Here is a 15,977-nt window from a genome sequence, read left to right on the forward strand (position 1 = left end):
CGTCCGAGCGTTGACGTCCTATAGGACGTCAACGCTCGGACGTTGTGGTTTGGCTCGGGCGTCAGCCGTCGGCGACCTTGAACACCGAGCCGTGGCACGGGCACACCAGCTGGGCGTCGTCGGGTGCGACGGTGCATCCCATGTGGTGCAGATCGCGGACAGGCCGACCACGGGGCCGACCGGTGCCCGGTTCACCCGCACGGGCAGGTCCGTCCCATTCAACTACCGGTCCGGACCCTCCCGGAAGCGCGCCGGCAGCAGCGACCCGGCCTCGGATCTGCAGGAGCTCGCCGGTCGGCGCTCGGCCGGAGCCCTTGCCGGCGGACCTCCGCGAGCGGGGAAAGCGCGCATCCGCGCAGGTGCGAGGCCCGGCGGGGCGCGGCGGGGACACTCCCCGCGTGCCGATAGGGTCTGTGTCCGTGACCGATCTCCGTTGGCCCACAGCCCAGCCCACCCTTTCCGCCGACGGCCTCACGTTGCGTCCGTGGGGCCCGTCCGACGCCGACGCCGTCGACGCCGCGTGCCAGGACCCCGAGATCGTGCGCTGGACGTCCGTCCCGTTCCCGTTCCGGCGCGAGCACGCCGAGGGCTACGTCGGGCCGATCAGCGCGCAGGCCTGGGCGAACAAGACCGACGTGAACTTCGCGGCCGTGGACGATGACGGGACCGTGCTCGGCTCGTTCGGGCTGCTCCGGATGAACTCGGCGCAACGGGTCGCCGAGGTCGGCTACTGGGTCGCCCCGGGCGCCCGGCGCCGTGGGGTGGCCCGCCGCGCGGCCGCCGCCGTCACCCGCTGGGCCCTGCACGACGTCGGTTTCGCGCGGGTCGAGCTGCTCGCGGCGGTGCAGAACGCGGGATCGCTCCGGGTCGCCGAGCAGATCGGGTTCACCCGGGAGGGCATCCTGCGCAGCGCCGGCGTCGGCCGCGGCGAACGCCTCGACCTCGTCATGCACAGCCGCCTCCCCACCGACTGACCCACCCCCCAGAGTTGTCAGCCCCAACGCGCCCCAGGGACCGCGCCACGCCTGACGCTTCCGATCCCCTTCGACTTGTCAGTCCCAGCGCGCCTCGGGGACCGCGTTGGGTCTGACAACTCGCGGGCGCCTTCGTCGCACGGTCTGACGGGTCGGGCGCGGAGCACAATGGCCGAATGTCGCTCGTCCGGTACCACGAGCCGGCCGGCCAGTGGGTGCTGCTCGCCACCGTGCTCGGGTCGGGCATGGCGTTGATCGACGCCACCGTCGTCAACATCGCGCTGCCGCGGATCGGTGCACAGTTCGGCGCCAACGCGGCCGCGCTGCAGTGGACGGTCAACGGTTACACGCTCCCGCTCGCGGCCCTCATCCTGCTCGGCGGCTCGCTCGGGGACCGATTCGGACGACGGCGGGTGTTCGTCGTGGGCGTCACCTGGTTCGCGGTCGCCTCGCTGCTGTGCGGCCTCGCGCCGAACGTCGCGGTGCTGATCGCGGCCCGGGCACTGCAGGGAATCGGCGGCGCACTGCTCACCCCGGGCTCGCTGTCGATCCTGCAGTCGGCGTTCGCGCCCGAGGACCGGTCCCGCGCGATCGGCGCCTGGTCCGGGCTCGGCGGCATCGCGGGCGCCGCGGGCCCGTTCCTCGGCGGCTGGCTGATCCAGGTCGCGAGCTGGCGGCTCGCCTTCGGAATCAACGTCCCGATCGCGGCGATCGTGGTCGCGGTGGCCCTGCGCCACGTGCCCGAGTCCTCCGACCCGGAAGCCACCCGCCGCATCGACGTGTCCGGTGCCCTGAGCGGGGCGCTCGGCCTCGGCGCGGTGACCTACGGCTTCATCGCGTGGCCGACGCGCGGACCCACCGACCCCGTGGTGCTCGCGGCGCTGACGGCCGGGATCGCGGGCATGATCGGCTTCGTCGTCGTCGAACACCGCTCCTCGCACCCGATGCTGCCGCTGCGGATCTTCCGCTCGCGCGCTTTCTCCGCAACGAACCTGGTCACCTTCGTCGTGTACGCCGCGATCGGCGGGGTGTTCTTCTTCCTGGTCATCACCCTGCAGGTCGTCGCCGGTTTCTCCCCGCTCGCCGCCGGGATCTCACCGCTCCCGGTCACCGTCCTGATGCTCGTGCTCTCCCCACGCTCCGGGGCGCTCGCCGAGCGGATCGGGCCACGCATCCCGATGAGCGTGGGTCCGCTGGTGTGCGCGGTCGGCGTCGGGCTGCTCGCCGGCGTCGGGCCCGGGGCGAGCTACGCGCGGGACGTGCTGCCCGGCATCCTGGTCTTCGGCCTCGGCCTCTCGCTCACCGTCGCGCCGCTCACCGCGACCGCCCTCGCGTCCGCCGACGACCGGCACGCCGGGATCGCGAGCGGGGTGAACAACGCCGTCGCGCGGGCCGCCGGTCTGATGGCGGTCGCCGTCCTGCCGCTCGCCGCGGGGGTCGGGTCGAGCCTGATCGATCCGGTCACGCTCGGGCCCGCGCACCGGACCTCGATGCTGATCTGCGCCGGCCTGCTCGCCGCCGGCGGGGTGCTCGCGGCGCTCACGATCCCGTCGAGCCTGGCCGCGGTCCGCCCGGCTCGGGTGGCCCGCCTGGACCGTCCCCGCCCGGCCGCCTGAACCGGCCTTCGCGGCCGCCCCGGACGACGCCGCGCGGTGTTATCGGCGCGTTATCCCGGCGTGACGGCGCACGGGTCGGGTGGACTCCGCGGGGGATTCTCGTCACACACTCGTAGCAGGACCGACAACGGGCGGACACCGTCGCAGACCGGCGGACCGGCCCGCCACCGGAAATGGGAGCGTGCCCAGTGACAGAGCAGACCGGCGGGATGCTCGTCGTCCGGCTGTGGCTCGACGACGAGCGCGGTGGCTTCCGGGCGCGCATCACGTCCGGCAGCGGGGCGGGCCTGTCCCGGCAGACCGAGCTGGCGACCGATCCGGAGCAGGTGCTCGACGCCGTCGCGGCCTGGCTGCGGGACCTGCAACCCCCGAAAGAGCCACGAAAGCTTCGCCCGGTCGGCCCGGCAATGTCCTGAGCGGGCAGGTTTGACCCGGTTTTGGCCTTGACGTCGGCGCTGCGCGCGAGAACCGTTACGCGTGTGCGACAACTTTCGGTTGGCGCAGGCAGCGGGGCTCCTGCCAGGAGATCCACCACCTGGTCCCGACGGACTCTCGAACAGAGAGAGAAGCTGTGGACACGGACAACGACGACCGGTCCCGGGAACTGGCGCAGTGGTCGCTGCGCCTGTTCGACGGGTGGCAGATTCGGCGCGACGACCACGTGATCGACGTCGCCTGGCGTGAACGCAGGCTGCTCAGCCTGCTGGCTCTGCAGGGCGAGCGTCCGCGCACCTACCTCGCCGGCCTGCTCTGGCCGGACAGCGACGAGAGCCGGGCGCTGGGCAGCCTGCGTGCCGCCGTCTGGCGGATCCAGCACACGCTGCCCGGGCTGGTCACCGACGGGCACGGTCCGTTGAGCCTCGGTGCCCGGGCGCACGTCGACGTGCACGACATGTTCGACGTCGTCCGCCGGATCAGCGCCGGTCTGGAGGCGGAGGACCCGCGCGACGCGCTGGAGGCGTTGCGCCACGGCGACCTGCTACCCGGGTCGTACGACGACTGGGTCGTGTACGAGCGCGAGCGCCTGCAGCAGCTGCGCCTGCGCGCGCTGGAGCTGCTGGCCGACCAGCTCACCGCGCGCGGCGACGTCGACCACGCCCTCGAGGCGGCGATGTCCGCGGTCGCGATCGAGCCGCTGCGGGAGAGCGCACACCGGGCCCTGATCCGGGTCCACCTACTGGTGGGCAATCACGTGGACGCCGTGCGGGTCTATCGGACGTTCCGGCACCGGCTCCGCGCCGAGATGGGCATCACGCCGTCGCCGCAGATCATCGACCTGATCCGCCCGCTGCTCGCGGTCCGCGCGGCGGGCGACGTCGTCGGCCGGCCGGTGGCGCTGCAGCCCGCCGGTCGCCGGGACCGGCGGCAGGCGCGAGGGAACGCGCCGTACCTGGAGTAGGGACCTGTCGAGCGGGGTCAGTTCGGCGGGCTTCCCTCGACCCGCGGACGGGTGTCTTCCTCGCGCATCCGCGGTTCGCTGCGGTTCGCGGGGAGGAATCCGCTCTTGTCCGCATAGAAGGCCCGGATGCGGTCCATGTCCGCGTGCACGTCGCCGGTGAGCCGGAACGTCGGCCCGAGCCCGGTCGTCATGGTCGTCCGGTCGACGTAGCCCAGCGTGATCGGCAGCTTGGCCTCCACTGCGATCCGGTAGAAGCCCGACTTCCAGTAGGTCGCCTTGCTCCGGGTGCCCTCCGGCGTCACGACCAGGAAGAACCGCTCCCCCGCGTTCACGTGCGCGACGACGTCCCGCACGATGCGCGTCGCGTCGCGTCGGTCGACCGGGATCCCGCCGAGCGCCCGCATCAGCGGACCGCCCACGCCGCGGAAGAGCTCCTGCTTGCCGAGGAACCGCGCGGACACCCCGGACCGCCAGGTGATGGCGAGCATCAGGATGAAGTCCCAGTTGGAGGTGTGCGGGGCGCCGATCAGGATGCCGACGCCCTCGGCGGGCATCGGCTCGGAGCGGTAGGTCCAGCGGCTCGCCGCCCAGTAAAGGCGCGCGACGCCGCGGCGGATCACGTGGGTCTCCGAGCGTCGCCCTGCTTGGAAAAGGCAAACTTCAACATGGACCTCAGCAATCCGAGATACGAACGATCGAGTTGCGCCGCTACGCCGGGTCAAGAGCAACCTACACCAGTGGTGCTCGCTTTTGGAGGTGTTTGAGCGTGCGGCCGGCCTCGGGACTGTCACATTCTGGCGAACAATGCCACAATTGAGTGCCGGCTGCCACATATTCGGCAACGAGTCGCGCGATCGTGATTCTCAACGCTTTAGCGAGAGGATCCTCCCGTGTGCGCAAGACACGGCGCGATCGATGCGCTCCAGAACGACCGCGGCTCGGTGCTCGAGGACGACCGTCAGCGACCAGTGCTTCGTTGGCGAGCAAACGGAGCGGAGCCAGTCATCAGTTGCTCTGCATGTCGACAAATCGCGAATAGTGCCCCTGGAACGCGACTGTGATCACGTCGGTCGGGCCATTTCGGTGCTTTGCCACAATCAGGTCGGCTTCGCCGGCGCGGGGGGATTCCCGCTCGTAGGCATCCTCACGGTGCAAAAGGATGACAATATCCGCGTCCTGCTCGATCGAGTTATGAACGGCGATTCCGTTCGCAATGAAGTTGTGGGTCCCGACAACCGTCGCGTCGAAAACCTCTTGCTCGCCCTCGTCCGTGATCTCGACGATCTCGTCCCAGAGCAGGTCGTTGACCGCCAGAATCTCCAAGGCCTCGTTCCCGAGCACTTCGGCAACCTTTCCGAGGCGCGCTCGCGAGGGCGAGTGCTTCCACAGCGTGCTGCCGCAGAACTGAGTGCCCATTGCGCTCGCGAACTCCCGGTGGGTCATCCCCTGCGCGGCGAGAATCCCTCGGACGTCGTCCCAAACCTGGCGCGGGATTGTGTCGACGTTCGTGTTGGCCTTGGTGTCCAGGACGATCTCGAGCAGCCGATCGGCCTGCACGCCGCGTGCTCCATGCACCCCGATCTCCTGAAGGAACCGTCGCTGGTCGTCGTTGCCCGAGACGTCGAGGGTGTAGCCGTCCCGGTAGCCAGCCTTCTTCGTGGTGCGCACGCGCGTGGAAATCCCAAAACGCAGGAGCAGACGCGAGAGTCCATCGATGAGCGGACGCGACGTCGAGGCGTAGTAAACACGGCCGCTGACGCCGTTCTTGTTGACGGTGACCGAGCCATCGGTCGCCCACAGGTGCCTGATGAACAAGCTGATCTGCCGCTTCGGGAGCTGGAAGACCGATGACGGGATGAACTTCTCGTAACTCCGCCGCCCGAACAGCCCCAGGTCGTCGAGCCATTCGGCGATCGGGTTCCGCTTGCCGTGGGTCAGGTGAAACGGCGCGGGGAGCCGGAGCGTCGTACACCGTGCGGCCGCATAGTCGTCACGGATGGCCGCTATCCCGAACGACGTCGCGGCGTCGGTGACGGCCGTCAGGTTCTGCTCGTCGATCGAGGCATATCGGATCGGCTGCCGCTTGACGAAGGAGCCGTCGCCGAGGAGGTGCGCAAGCATGACGACGCGACGGTCTTCCCACTCGGTGAGCTGCTCAGGCCCCGGGACGTGGCGCGGAACACCGATTCGCGAACCGACCGCGAGGTCACCTAAGGGCGTCCAACCCTCGTATGCGAGGAACGGGTGGTTGGCGGTCGCGGTGATCGTCTTGCCCGAGGCGAGCCGTATCCGCAGCACCCGCTTGGCGCCCGTGGAGAAGACGTGCGTCAGGTGCCGCCGGACGTACATCAGACGCGCGTCGAGCGCCCACACGGGCACGTCGGTGGCGCGGAGCGCGTACAGCTCGCCCATCGTCGTCTCGGCGCCGGTGTCGGCGCGCAGTATCCGCGTATCGGCAGTCAGGCAACCCGATTCGCGAAGGTCGCTCATTGCGGGCCTTTTGTCCGTACGCTGCTCGGCGCCACGGTTCAGCTGGCTGATCGCGATGACCGGGACCTCGAGCTCCTTGGCGAGGAGCTTGAGCGCGCGGGAGAATTCCGAGACCTCCTGCTGGCGCGACTCGACGCGCTTTCCGGAACTCATCAGTTGCAGGTAGTCGATGATCACGAGCTTGAGGTCGTGCTTCTGTTTGAGGCGCCGGCACTTGGCGCGGATCTCCATGAGCGACATGTTCGGCGAGTCGTCGATGAACAGCGGTGCCTCGGAGATCTTGCCCATGGTGCCGGCGAGCTTCTGCCAGTCGTCCTCACCCATGGAACCGTTGCGCATCTTCTGCAGGTGGATCCGCGCCTCGGCCGAGAGCAGGCGCATCGTGATCTCGTTGCGGCTCATCTCGAGGGAGAAGACCACCGAGGTCATGTTGTGCTTGATCGACGCGGACCGGGCGATGTCCAGCCCCATCGTCGATTTTCCGATGGCCGGCCGCGCCGCCAGCACGATCATCTGGCCCGGGTGCAGCCCGTTGGTGAGCTTGTCGAGGTCGGCGAAGCCGGTGGGCACGCCGATCATGCCCTCGCCACGGTGCCCGGCCGCCTCGATCTCGTCGACCGTGCCGCCGATCACCTCGCCCAGGCGCAGGTAGTCCTCGGAGGTGCGCTGCTCGGTGACCGCGTAGACCTCGGCCTGCGCGTTGTTCACGATCTCGTCGACGTCGCCGCCCTCGGTCGCGTAGCCGAGCTGGACGATCCGGGTGCCCGCCTCGACGAGTCGGCGCAGCACCGCGCGCTCGCGCACGATCCGGGCGTAGTACCCCGCGTTGGCCGCGGTGGGCACCATCGAGATCAGCGTGTGCAGGTACGGGGCGCCGCCGATGCGGGCCATCTCGCCGCGCTTGGTCAGCTCGGCCGAGACCGTGACGGCGTCGGCCGGCTCGCCGCGGCCGTAGAGGTCCAGGACAGCGTTGTACACGGCCTCGTGGGCGGGCTTGTAGAAGTCGGTGCCGCGGAGCTGCTCGACGACGTCGGCGATCGCGTCCTTGGAGATCATCATGCCGCCGAGGACACTTTGCTCCGCCGCGAGGTCCTGCGGAGGCGTCCGATCGAACCCGCCCCGACCCGCGCCTGCCGAGTAACCCTGCTCCAGCTCGTCGATCGACACCAGCCCACCCCAGACTCATTGCACTTCGTTGTACAGCTGTTCTACCTGGAGGGTCGGACAGTCAATACCCGTAAGCCGCGCTCCGGACTCCGGGTCAACGCCTACGCGAGGTTAGGCGTCCTGCTGGGAGACCACAACGCGCCCTGTGTGCACACCTGTGGGCAACCTGTGGACCGTCCGGCATGCGGTTGTGCACAAGTGGTGGACATCCCTGTGGATATCGTGGACGACGTCGGCCGATCCCGGGCGTGAGCGGCACCGATGCCAGGCACCGGTTGTGGACAGGAGATTGCTTGAAACCCGATCCAAGGCGTGGACGGAGCGACCGCGCCCTGGACGCCCGCATCCTCGCGCTGGCCGTCCCGGCGCTCGGTGCCCTCGTCGCGGAACCGCTGTTCGTGCTCGCGGACTCCGCGATCGTCGGTCATCTCGGCACGCCCCAGCTCGCCGGGCTGTCCCTCGCCTCGACGGTCCTGCTTACCCTCGTCGGGCTGTGCGTGTTCCTCGCCTACGCGACCACGGCCGCCGTCGCGCGGCGGATCGGCGCGGGCGACCCGACCGGCGCGCTGACCCTCGGGGTGGACGGCATGTGGCTCGCGGCCGGCCTCGGCGTGCTCCTGGCCGCCGTCGCCTGGCTCGCCGCGCCCTGGGCCGCGACCACCCTCGGTGCCACGCCCGAGGTCGCGGTGCACGCCGTGACGTACCTTCGCTGGTCCGCGCCGGGCCTGCCGGGCATGCTCGTGGTGCTCGCCGCGACCGGCGCGCTGCGCGGCCTGCAGGACACCCGCACGCCCCTGTGGGTCGCCGCCGCCGGCGCGGTCGCGAACACCATCCTCAACGTCGCGCTCGTCTACGGAGCCGGACTCGGTATCGCGGGCTCCGGCGCCGGCACCGCGATCGCGCAGCTCGCGATGGCGTTCGTGCTCACGATCGTCGTCGTGCGGGGTGCGCGGAAGGCCGGCGCGTCGCTGCGCCCTGCGGTCGGCGGGATCTGGGCCACCGCGCGGGCTGGTGCGCCGCTGCTCGTGCGGACCCTCTCGCTGCGCCTGGCGATCCTGCTCACCGTGTTCGTGGCGGCCGGGCTGGGCCAGGTCGCCCTCGCCGGGCACCAGGTCGTGAGCTCGATCTGGGGACTGATCGCACTCGCGCTGGACGCCCTCGCGATCGCCGCGCAGGCGCTCGTCGGGCACTCGCTCGGCGCCGCCGACGTCGCCCAGACGCGCGCCGTGCTGCGCCGCACCCTGACCTGGGGCACCGGCGCCGGGGTCGTGCTCGGCGTCGCGGTCGCGGTCAGCGGCTGGTGGCTCGCGCCGCTGTTCACCCCCGACCCGCAGGTGCGCTCCGCGGTCGCCGTCACGCTGGTGATCGTCGCGGTCTTCCTGCCGATGGCCGGCTGGGTCTTCGTGCTCGACGGCGTCCTGATCGGCGCCGGGGACGGCCGCTACCTCGCCGCGACGGGCATGCTCACTCTCGTCGCGTTCGTGCCGGTCGCCCTCGCCGTCCGCGCCTGGGCGCCCGACGGCGTGACCGGCCTGGCGTGGCTCTGGTCGGCCTTCGCCGGCGTCTTCATGCTGGCCCGCGCCCTCACGACGGGCCTACGCGCCCGCGGCTCCACCTGGATGGTCACCGGCACCTGACCCCGTCGTCGGGCGCGGGAACGGGAAGAAATGGCGCGACTGGCGCACCAATTCTTCCGAAAAGCGGGCCGGACCGGGCCGCCCCGGGCGCCAACGCCAGCAGGACCCGTCCCTCGAGGGGGACGGGTCCTGCTGGATCGTTCAGCGGGCGCTAGGCGCCCGAGCAGCTGCTGCGGTCAGGCAGCGACGACCGTCAGCGAGATGGTCGCGGTGACCTCGGGGTGCAGGCGGACCTGGACCGTGAAGTCGCCCAGGGCCTTGATCGGCTGACCGACCTCGACCTTGCGCTTGTCGACGGCGGGGGCGCCGGCGGCCTTGACGGCCTCGGCGATCTCCGACGTCGTGATCGCACCGAACAGGCGGCCACCGTTGCCGGCCTTCGCCGTCACGGTGATCGTCTTGGACTGCAGCGAGTCGCGAATTGCCTTCGCCTCGTCGAGCGTCTCGATCTCGCGGGCCTTGCGGGCCTTGCGGATCGCGGTGATCTGCTTTTCGGCGCCCTTGGACCAGGCGTGAGCCAGGCCGCGGGGGACGAGGTAGTTACGGGCGAACCCGTCCTTCACCTCGACGATGTCGCCCGGAGCACCGAGACCGGTGACCTCGTGGGTCAGGATGATCTTTGCCATGAGTTCAGCCTCCTTCTCAGCGTGCGGACGACGAGTACGGCAGAAGCGCCATCTCGCGAGCGTTCTTGACGGCACGCGCAATTGCGCGCTGCTCCTGGACGGTCACACCGGTCACCCGGCGAGCGCGGATCTTTCCACGGTCCGAGATGAACTTCCGCAGCAAAGCGGTGTCCTTGTAGTCAATGACGGTGATCTTCGCCGCCTTGAGCGGATTGAGCTTCTTCTTGGGCTTGCGAACAACGGCCTTGGCCATCGTGGGGCTCCTTGAAAGTGAAGATGGAGCCCGGGGCGTTGCCATGCCCCGGGATGGTGGTGAACGGGCTTGGCGCCCGGATGACTCAGATCAGAACGGAGGCTCGTCGGAGTGCGAGGCGCCGCCGGGAGCAGGAGTGGCCCAGGGGTCGTCCTGCTGCTGACCGCCGCCCTGTCCACCGCCAAAACCGCCGCCGCCGCCGCTATTACCGCCGCCACCCTGGTTGCCACCGCCACCGAAGCCGCCGCCCCCACCGCCGCCGCCACCGCTGCGCTGGGCGCGGGTGACCTTGGCGCTGGCGTAACGCAGCGACGGACCGATCTCGTCGACCTGAAGCTCGACGACGGTGCGCTTCTCGCCCTCGCGGGTCTCGTACGAGCGCTGAATGAGCCGCCCGGTCGCGACGACGCGCATCCCCTTGGTGAGGGACTCGGCGACGTTCTCGGCCGCCTCGCGCCAGATCGAGCAACGCATGAACAGCGTGTCGCCGTCCTTGAACTCGTTGCTCTGGCGGTCGAACGTCCGCGGTGTGGAAGCCACGGTGAAATTGGCCACGGCCGCACCCGACGGGGTGAAGCGAAGCTCCGGGTCCCCTGTCAGGTTCCCGATCACCGTGATGACGGTTTCACCAGCCATGCCAGCTCCTCGTTATTCGTTTCTGAGTCGAAATGTGCGTGCCTACGTCGTCAGACGTTTGCGCGCAGAACCTTGGTCCGCAGCACGACCTCGTTGAGGCCGAGCTGGCGGTCGAGCTCCTTGGCCGTGTCCGCGCTCGCCGTGAAGTCGACGACCGCGTAGATGCCCTCGGTCTTCTTCTGGATCTCGTACGCCAGACGGCGACGGCCCCAGATGTCGACCTTGTCGACGTTGCCGCCGTGGGCCTTGACGACCGAGAGGTACTTGTCGAGTGACGGTGCAACCGTGCGCTCTTCGACCTCGGGGTCGAGGATGATCATGAGTTCGTACTGACGCATATGGATACCCACCTCCTGTGGACTTTGCGGTCACGGTCTCTCCGTGACAGGAGGGCTTACGTCGCTGCACCCGGGGCGGCGTCGATCTGCGACGACGACCCGATGGGCACAGCAGCACGTCACGATACCGGCTCCCCCCGTCGCGGAGAAATCCACCGCGCACGGCTGTGGATGACGGCGGTCCGCGCGCGACCTCGACGCCGGCTCGTTTCCTTCTCCGTGTGAGCCGGTACGAGGCGGGCGCCCACCGCGACAAACGTCCGACGCGGCACGCTCATCGAGGTGGCCCGCACGACCAGAGGCCGGTGATCCCCCGCGGGGTCACCGGCCTCTGGTGCGACTGGCCTGAACTCAACCGATGTCGGGGTGTCTCAGGCGGGATTGGTCGGGAGCCCCGGCGCGAGCGCCGTCGGCGGCGGTGTCGGGGTTGGTTTGCCCTTCGGGCCAGGCACGCCCGTGCCGGACGAGACCAGCAGCGAGACGGTCGAGCCGTACGGCACCGTGCCACCGGCCGGCGTGGCGCTGACGACCCGGCCCGCCGGGACGGTCGCGCTGACCGCCGTCGTGTGGGTCGGCTTGAGACCGGCATTGAGGATCGCGGCCTCGGCGTCGGCCTGCTGCATGCCCGCCAGGCCGGCCGGCACCACAACCGTCGCCGGGTTCGCGGTCGCCGTGTCGCTCGGCGTCGGCGTGGAATCGGTCGTCGGGTCCGGCGTCGAGGTCTCCACCTTGCGGTTCACGTTCGCCCGCGCCGGGAAGTCCAGCACCTTCTGGTACTTCGGGATCGCGAATACCCGGGACATGTAGTTCGCCCACAGCGCGGACGGCCAGGTCCCCCCGGTCACCTGGTCCACGCCGCCGAACGGCGAGATCGGGTCCTGACCCTTACCGTCGGCAGTGGTCTGGTAGAGCGCCACCGCGGTCGAGATCTGCGGGGTGAAGCCGACGAACCAGGCCGAGTTGTTGCCGCTCGAGGTGCCCGTCTTGCCGGCGATCGGGCGGCCCAGCGGCTTGATCCATTGCTCCCCCGAACCCCGCTCGACGACCTTGGTCATCGCGTAGGTCGCGTCGGCGATCACGTCGGACTTGAACACCGCCTGGGTGTTGCCGCTGCCCTGGTACGCGAGCGAGCCGTTCCGGACGTAGGTCGCCTTGCGCACGATGAACGGGTCGCTGTGGTTCCCCCCGGAGGCGAACGTCGCGTAGGCGTCGGCCATGTCGATCGGGTGCACGATGTCGGTCCCCAGCACGTTCGCGGGGTTCTGCTTGACCTTCGTCGTGACTCCCGCGCGCACCGCGGTCTCGGCGGTCTTCTTCGGTCCGATCTGCAGGTTGAGCTGGGCGTAGACGGTGTTCACCGACTCCGCCGTGGCATCGATCAGGTCTATCTTGCCGAACTGCTCGTTGTTGAAGTTCTTCACGGACCTGCCCGCGTCCCAGCCCGCCGGGGTCTGCGGGCTGTACCCGTCGAACCGGTCGTACAGGCTCACGCCGCTCTCCAGCGCCGCCACCAGGGCGAACGGCTTGAAGGTCGAGCCTGCCTGCGCCGAGTCCTGGGTCGAGGCGTTCTGCGAGGCCTTGAGGTAGTCCGGGCCTCCGTAGAGCGAGATGATCGCGCCGTCCTTCGGGTCGATCGAGGTGAGCCCGATCCGCGTCAGGTCGTTGGGCTTGTCACCGCCCGAGAGCTGGCCTCGACGCAGCGCGAGGACGGCCTTCTGAGCGGCGTCCTGGACCGGGAACTGGATCGTGGTGGTGACGTCCAGGCCGACGGTGTTGATCTGGTCGTCGGAGAAGTCCGCCTTCTTCTTGAGCTCGCGCCGGACCATGTCCAGCAGGAAGCCCTGCGGGCCCTGGTACGTGTTCGACTTCTTGACCGCGATGGTCGCCGGGAACTTCTGGACCTTGCGCTCCTTCTCGGTGAGAAAGCCGGCGCCGACCATGCGGTCGAGCACCCGGGTCCAGCGCTGCTTGGCCATCTTGGGGTTGACCCTCGGGTCCCAGTTCGACGGCGAGGGGATGATCCCGGCGATCAGCGCACCCTCGCTCACGGAAAGGTCCTTCGCGTCCTTGCCGAAATAGGCCTGCGCGGCGGCCTGGATGCCGTAGGTGCTGCGCCCGAGGTAGATGGTGTTCAGGTAGTTCGCGAGGACCGCGTTCTTGTCCTGGCTCTGGCCGACCTTCACCGCGAGCAGGGCTTCCTTGAACTTGCCGACGTAGTCCGAGGTCGTCTTGCCCTTGTAGTAGCGCTCGACGTACTGCTGGGTGATCGTTGACCCACCCTGCGTCGAGCCGCCCTTGAGGTTGTTGACGAGCGCGCGGGCGATGCCCTTGGGGGAGACCCCCGAGTTCTGGTAGAAGGTCGAGTCCTCGGACGCGACGACGGCGTGCCCGACGTGGTCGGGAATCGACTTGGCCGGGATGATCTGGCGCTTCTGCTCCGCGAAGGTCCCCATGATCCGGCCCGGCTTCCCGTTCGCCTCGTTCGCGTAGCGCACGGTCGTCGTCTGCGCCTGCGAGAACGTGTCGGGCCGCGGGATCGTGGTGGTCGAGTAGGCCGCGACGACGAGTCCCATGACCAGGAATGCGCTGGTCAGCCCGAGGCCGAGCACGAGCCGCCAGGACGGCAGCCAGCGGCGGACACCCGACTTCCCGGCGCGCGGGTAGTCGAGCAGCCGCACGCGGCCGGCGCTGCCCGTTGTCGCACGCGTCGTCGAGCCTCGTTTCGCCCCGCTCCTGGCTCCTGCTGCCCGCTTGCCCTGGTTCGCGCTCACTACATACCTTCCGCCGATGACTGGATTGCACGGGGCCGCGAGCGTGCGCGAACTCCCCCGTTGCGCGTTCAGTATGCGTGAGCGAGTGGTGGGGACTGCTCGCCCGGACGCTGACCTGGGCGTCCTTCACACGATCACCACCACACCTACGCGCTGCCGCCGGTTGCCGGAGCACCCAGATCGTCATAGTCTCTCGATGTATCCACTCGATACATCGAGGAGCCGTTCACTTGCGGCGAGCATGGACGACGACGGAGGGGGGCGGCGGTGCGCGGACGTTCGAACGAGCTCGAGCCGGCCATCCTCGGCCTGCTCGACGAGGCCCCGCTGCACGGCTACGAGCTGCGCAAACGGCTCAATCTGGTGCTCGGTTCGTTTCGGGCCCTGTCGTACGGCTCGCTGTACCCGTGCCTCAAGTCGCTCGTCGCGCGCGGCTGGATCGTCGGCGTCGACTCCCCCGTGACGCCGCGCCCACTGGCCGCCAAGCGTGCTCGGATCGTCTACGAGCTCACGCCCGAGGGCAAGCACCAGTTCCAGCAGATCCTGGCCTCCTCGGGGCCGACTGCCTGGGAGGACGAGAACTTCGACGTCCGGTTCGCGCTCTTCGCGCGCACCGACGCCGAGACCCGCCTGCGCATCCTGGAGGGCCGGCGCATCCGGCTCACCGAGCGGTTGGACACGATTCGGCAGTCCTTCAACCGCGCGCGCGAGCGGATGGACGAGTACACCCTCGAGCTGCAGCGCCACGGGCTCGAGAGCGTGGAGCGCGAGGTCCGCTGGCTCGACGGCCTCATCGACAACGAGCGCGGCACCACGTTGCGTGCTCGTCCCACCGGTACCGGTCATCCGACCGACGCCGACACCGCCGACGGCGTCCCGCGCCTCGGCACTGAACCGAAGGAGCTCGGATGACCTCCATCCGCGTCGCCATCGTCGGCGTTGGCAACTGCGCCTCATCGCTGGTCCAGGGCGTTCATTTCTATGCAGACGCCGACCCGGCCAGCACCGTGCCCGGGCTGATGCACGTGCAGTTCGGGGACTACCACGTCTCGAGTCTGAAGTTCGTCGCCGCGTTCGACGTCGACGCCAAGAAGGTTGGCTTCGACCTGTCCGAGGCGATCCTGGCAAGCGAGAACAACACCATCAAGATCGCCGACGTCCCGCCGCTCGGCGTGACCGTTCAGCGCGGCCACACCCTCGACGGGCTCGGCAAGTACTACTCCGAGACCATCGAGGAGTCCGGCGCCGAGGCGGTCGACGTCGTCGCAGCGCTCAAGGAAGCCCGCGTCGACGTGCTGGTCTGCTACCTGCCCGTCGGCTCCGAGCAGGCCGCGAAGTTCTACGCGCAGTGCGCGATCGACGCGAAGGTCGCCTTCGTCAACGCGCTGCCCGTCTTCATCGCGTCCGACCCGGTCTGGGCCAAGAAGTTCGAGGACGCCGGCGTCGCGATCGTCGGGGACGACATCAAGTCGCAGGTCGGCGCGACCATCACGCACCGCGTGCTGGCACGGCTCTTCGAGGACCGCGGCGTCATCCTGGACCGCACGTACCAGCTGAACGTCGGCGGCAACATGGACTTCAAGAACATGCTCGAGCGGGAGCGCCTGGAGTCCAAGAAGATCTCCAAGACGCAGTCCGTGACCTCGAACATCGACCACGAGCTGTCGGCGCGCAACGTGCACATCGGCCCGTCGGACTACATCCCGTGGCTCGACGACCGCAAGATGGCCTTCGTGCGCCTCGAGGGCCGCGCGTTCGGCGAGGTGCCGCTGAGCCTGGAGTACAAGCTTGAGGTCTGGGACTCGCCCAACTCGGCCGGCATCATCATCGACGCCGTCCGCGCCGCGATGATCGCCAAGGACCGCGGAGTGGGTGGCCCGATCCTGTCGGCCGCGACGTACTTCATGAAGTCCCCCCCGGTCCAGATGGAAGACGTCAAGGGCCGCGCCGAGCTGGAAGCCTTCATCCGAGGCGACAACGAGCGCTAGCCCCACCAGCACCACCGCACCACCGCACCACCGCAGAACCCCGCAACGTCCGAGCGTTGACGTCCTATAGGACGTCAACGCT

General features: G+C 69.3%; 14 protein-coding genes. 7 read left to right on the forward strand and 7 right to left on the reverse strand.

Annotation, left to right across the window (positions count from 1 at the left end; translation table 11 throughout):
* Window positions 1-419: 419 nt before the first annotated feature.
* The 4 genes from VIM26_RS10940 to VIM26_RS10955 all read left to right on the forward strand — a co-directional run bounded on the left by VIM26_RS10940 (window position 420) and on the right by VIM26_RS10955 (window position 3,989).
* Complete coding sequence (locus tag VIM26_RS10940; RefSeq protein ID WP_331951045.1) at window positions 420-974, forward strand: GNAT family N-acetyltransferase; 555 nt, start codon at window positions 420-422, stop codon at window positions 972-974.
* A gap of 176 nt (window positions 975-1,150) precedes the next feature.
* Window positions 1,151-2,590, forward strand: coding sequence for a DHA2 family efflux MFS transporter permease subunit (locus VIM26_RS10945; RefSeq protein ID WP_331951047.1), 1,440 nt, complete (start codon window positions 1,151-1,153; stop codon window positions 2,588-2,590).
* Window positions 2,591-2,778: 188 nt separating this feature from the next.
* The gene (locus VIM26_RS10950; RefSeq protein WP_331951049.1) at window positions 2,779-3,006 is read left to right on the forward strand and encodes a hypothetical protein; all 228 of its coding nucleotides are present in this window, start codon (window positions 2,779-2,781) and stop codon (window positions 3,004-3,006) included.
* Between the two features lie 155 nt (window positions 3,007-3,161).
* Entirely contained in the window at window positions 3,162-3,989 is an 828-nt protein-coding gene (locus tag VIM26_RS10955; RefSeq protein ID WP_331951051.1) for an AfsR/SARP family transcriptional regulator, read from the forward strand.
* 17 nt (window positions 3,990-4,006) lie between these two features.
* On the opposite strand, the gene VIM26_RS10960 is transcribed toward VIM26_RS10955, so the two are convergent.
* Together VIM26_RS10960 and VIM26_RS10965 are read right to left on the reverse strand one after the other, a co-directional pair.
* Entirely contained in the window at window positions 4,007-4,609 is a 603-nt protein-coding gene (locus VIM26_RS10960; protein WP_331951053.1) for a 1-acyl-sn-glycerol-3-phosphate acyltransferase, read from the reverse strand.
* Between the two features lie 385 nt (window positions 4,610-4,994).
* Window positions 4,995-7,646: a replicative DNA helicase gene (locus VIM26_RS10965; RefSeq protein ID WP_331951055.1), complete on the reverse strand. Its 2,652-nt coding sequence runs from the start codon at window positions 7,644-7,646 to the stop codon at window positions 4,995-4,997.
* A 293-nt stretch (window positions 7,647-7,939) separates the two neighbouring features.
* Between VIM26_RS10965 and VIM26_RS10970 the strand changes: the two genes are divergently transcribed.
* The gene (locus tag VIM26_RS10970) at window positions 7,940-9,283 is read left to right on the forward strand and encodes an MATE family efflux transporter (RefSeq protein ID WP_331951057.1); all 1,344 of its coding nucleotides are present in this window, start codon (window positions 7,940-7,942) and stop codon (window positions 9,281-9,283) included.
* Window positions 9,284-9,459: 176 nt separating this feature from the next.
* Here the strand turns inward: VIM26_RS10970 and rplI are convergent, their stop codons facing one another.
* The 5 genes from rplI to VIM26_RS10995 all read right to left on the reverse strand — a co-directional run bounded on the left by rplI (window position 9,460) and on the right by VIM26_RS10995 (window position 13,907).
* On the reverse strand, window positions 9,460-9,909 hold the full coding sequence (gene rplI / locus VIM26_RS10975) for a 50S ribosomal protein L9 (RefSeq protein ID WP_331951059.1): 450 nt from the start codon (window positions 9,907-9,909) through the stop codon (window positions 9,460-9,462).
* Between the two features lie 16 nt (window positions 9,910-9,925).
* Window positions 9,926-10,162, reverse strand: a complete 237-nt coding sequence (gene rpsR / locus VIM26_RS10980; protein WP_130102542.1) for a 30S ribosomal protein S18 — start codon at window positions 10,160-10,162, stop codon at window positions 9,926-9,928.
* Between the two features lie 90 nt (window positions 10,163-10,252).
* Window positions 10,253-10,798 carry a single-stranded DNA-binding protein gene (locus tag VIM26_RS10985; protein WP_331951064.1) on the reverse strand — a complete coding sequence of 182 codons (546 nt, stop codon included), beginning with the start codon at window positions 10,796-10,798 and terminating at the stop codon, window positions 10,253-10,255.
* Window positions 10,799-10,848: 50 nt separating this feature from the next.
* Window positions 10,849-11,136 (reverse strand): 30S ribosomal protein S6, encoded by a 288-nt coding sequence (rpsF, locus tag VIM26_RS10990; protein ID WP_331951066.1) that lies wholly within the window; start codon window positions 11,134-11,136, stop codon window positions 10,849-10,851.
* Window positions 11,137-11,507: 371 nt separating this feature from the next.
* Window positions 11,508-13,907, reverse strand: coding sequence for a transglycosylase domain-containing protein (locus VIM26_RS10995; protein ID WP_331951068.1), 2,400 nt, complete (start codon window positions 13,905-13,907; stop codon window positions 11,508-11,510).
* 267 nt (window positions 13,908-14,174) lie between these two features.
* On the opposite strand from VIM26_RS10995, the gene VIM26_RS11000 reads away from it, so the two are divergent.
* A complete protein-coding gene (locus tag VIM26_RS11000; RefSeq protein ID WP_331951070.1) occupies window positions 14,175-14,819 on the forward strand; it encodes a PadR family transcriptional regulator in 645 nt (214 codons plus the stop codon).
* On the forward strand, window positions 14,816-15,895 hold the full coding sequence (locus VIM26_RS11005; protein ID WP_331951072.1) for an inositol-3-phosphate synthase: 1,080 nt from the start codon (window positions 14,816-14,818) through the stop codon (window positions 15,893-15,895). Before VIM26_RS11000 ends, VIM26_RS11005 begins: the two co-directional genes overlap by 4 nt.
* Window positions 15,896-15,977: the final 82 nt, after the last annotated feature.

Origin of the sequence: Pengzhenrongella sp. (genome assembly GCF_036565025.1) — a bacterium.
Taxonomy (GTDB): domain Bacteria; phylum Actinomycetota; class Actinomycetes; order Actinomycetales; family Cellulomonadaceae; genus Pengzhenrongella.

Excerpts from the sequence above, each read along its gene's own strand:
- rplI (WP_331951059.1), bottom strand. The coding sequence starts at position 9,909 with ATGGCAAAGATCATCCTGACCCACGAGGTCACCGGTCTCGGTGCTCCG.
- VIM26_RS10985 (WP_331951064.1), bottom strand. The coding sequence starts at position 10,798 with ATGGCTGGTGAAACCGTCATCACGGTGATCGGGAACCTGACAGGGGAC.
- rpsR (WP_130102542.1), bottom strand. The coding sequence starts at position 10,162 with ATGGCCAAGGCCGTTGTTCGCAAGCCCAAGAAGAAGCTCAATCCGCTC.
- rpsF (WP_331951066.1), bottom strand. The coding sequence starts at position 11,136 with ATGCGTCAGTACGAACTCATGATCATCCTCGACCCCGAGGTCGAAGAG.
- VIM26_RS10945 (WP_331951047.1), top strand. The coding sequence starts at position 1,151 with ATGTCGCTCGTCCGGTACCACGAGCCGGCCGGCCAGTGGGTGCTGCTC.
- VIM26_RS11005 (WP_331951072.1), top strand. The coding sequence starts at position 14,816 with ATGACCTCCATCCGCGTCGCCATCGTCGGCGTTGGCAACTGCGCCTCA.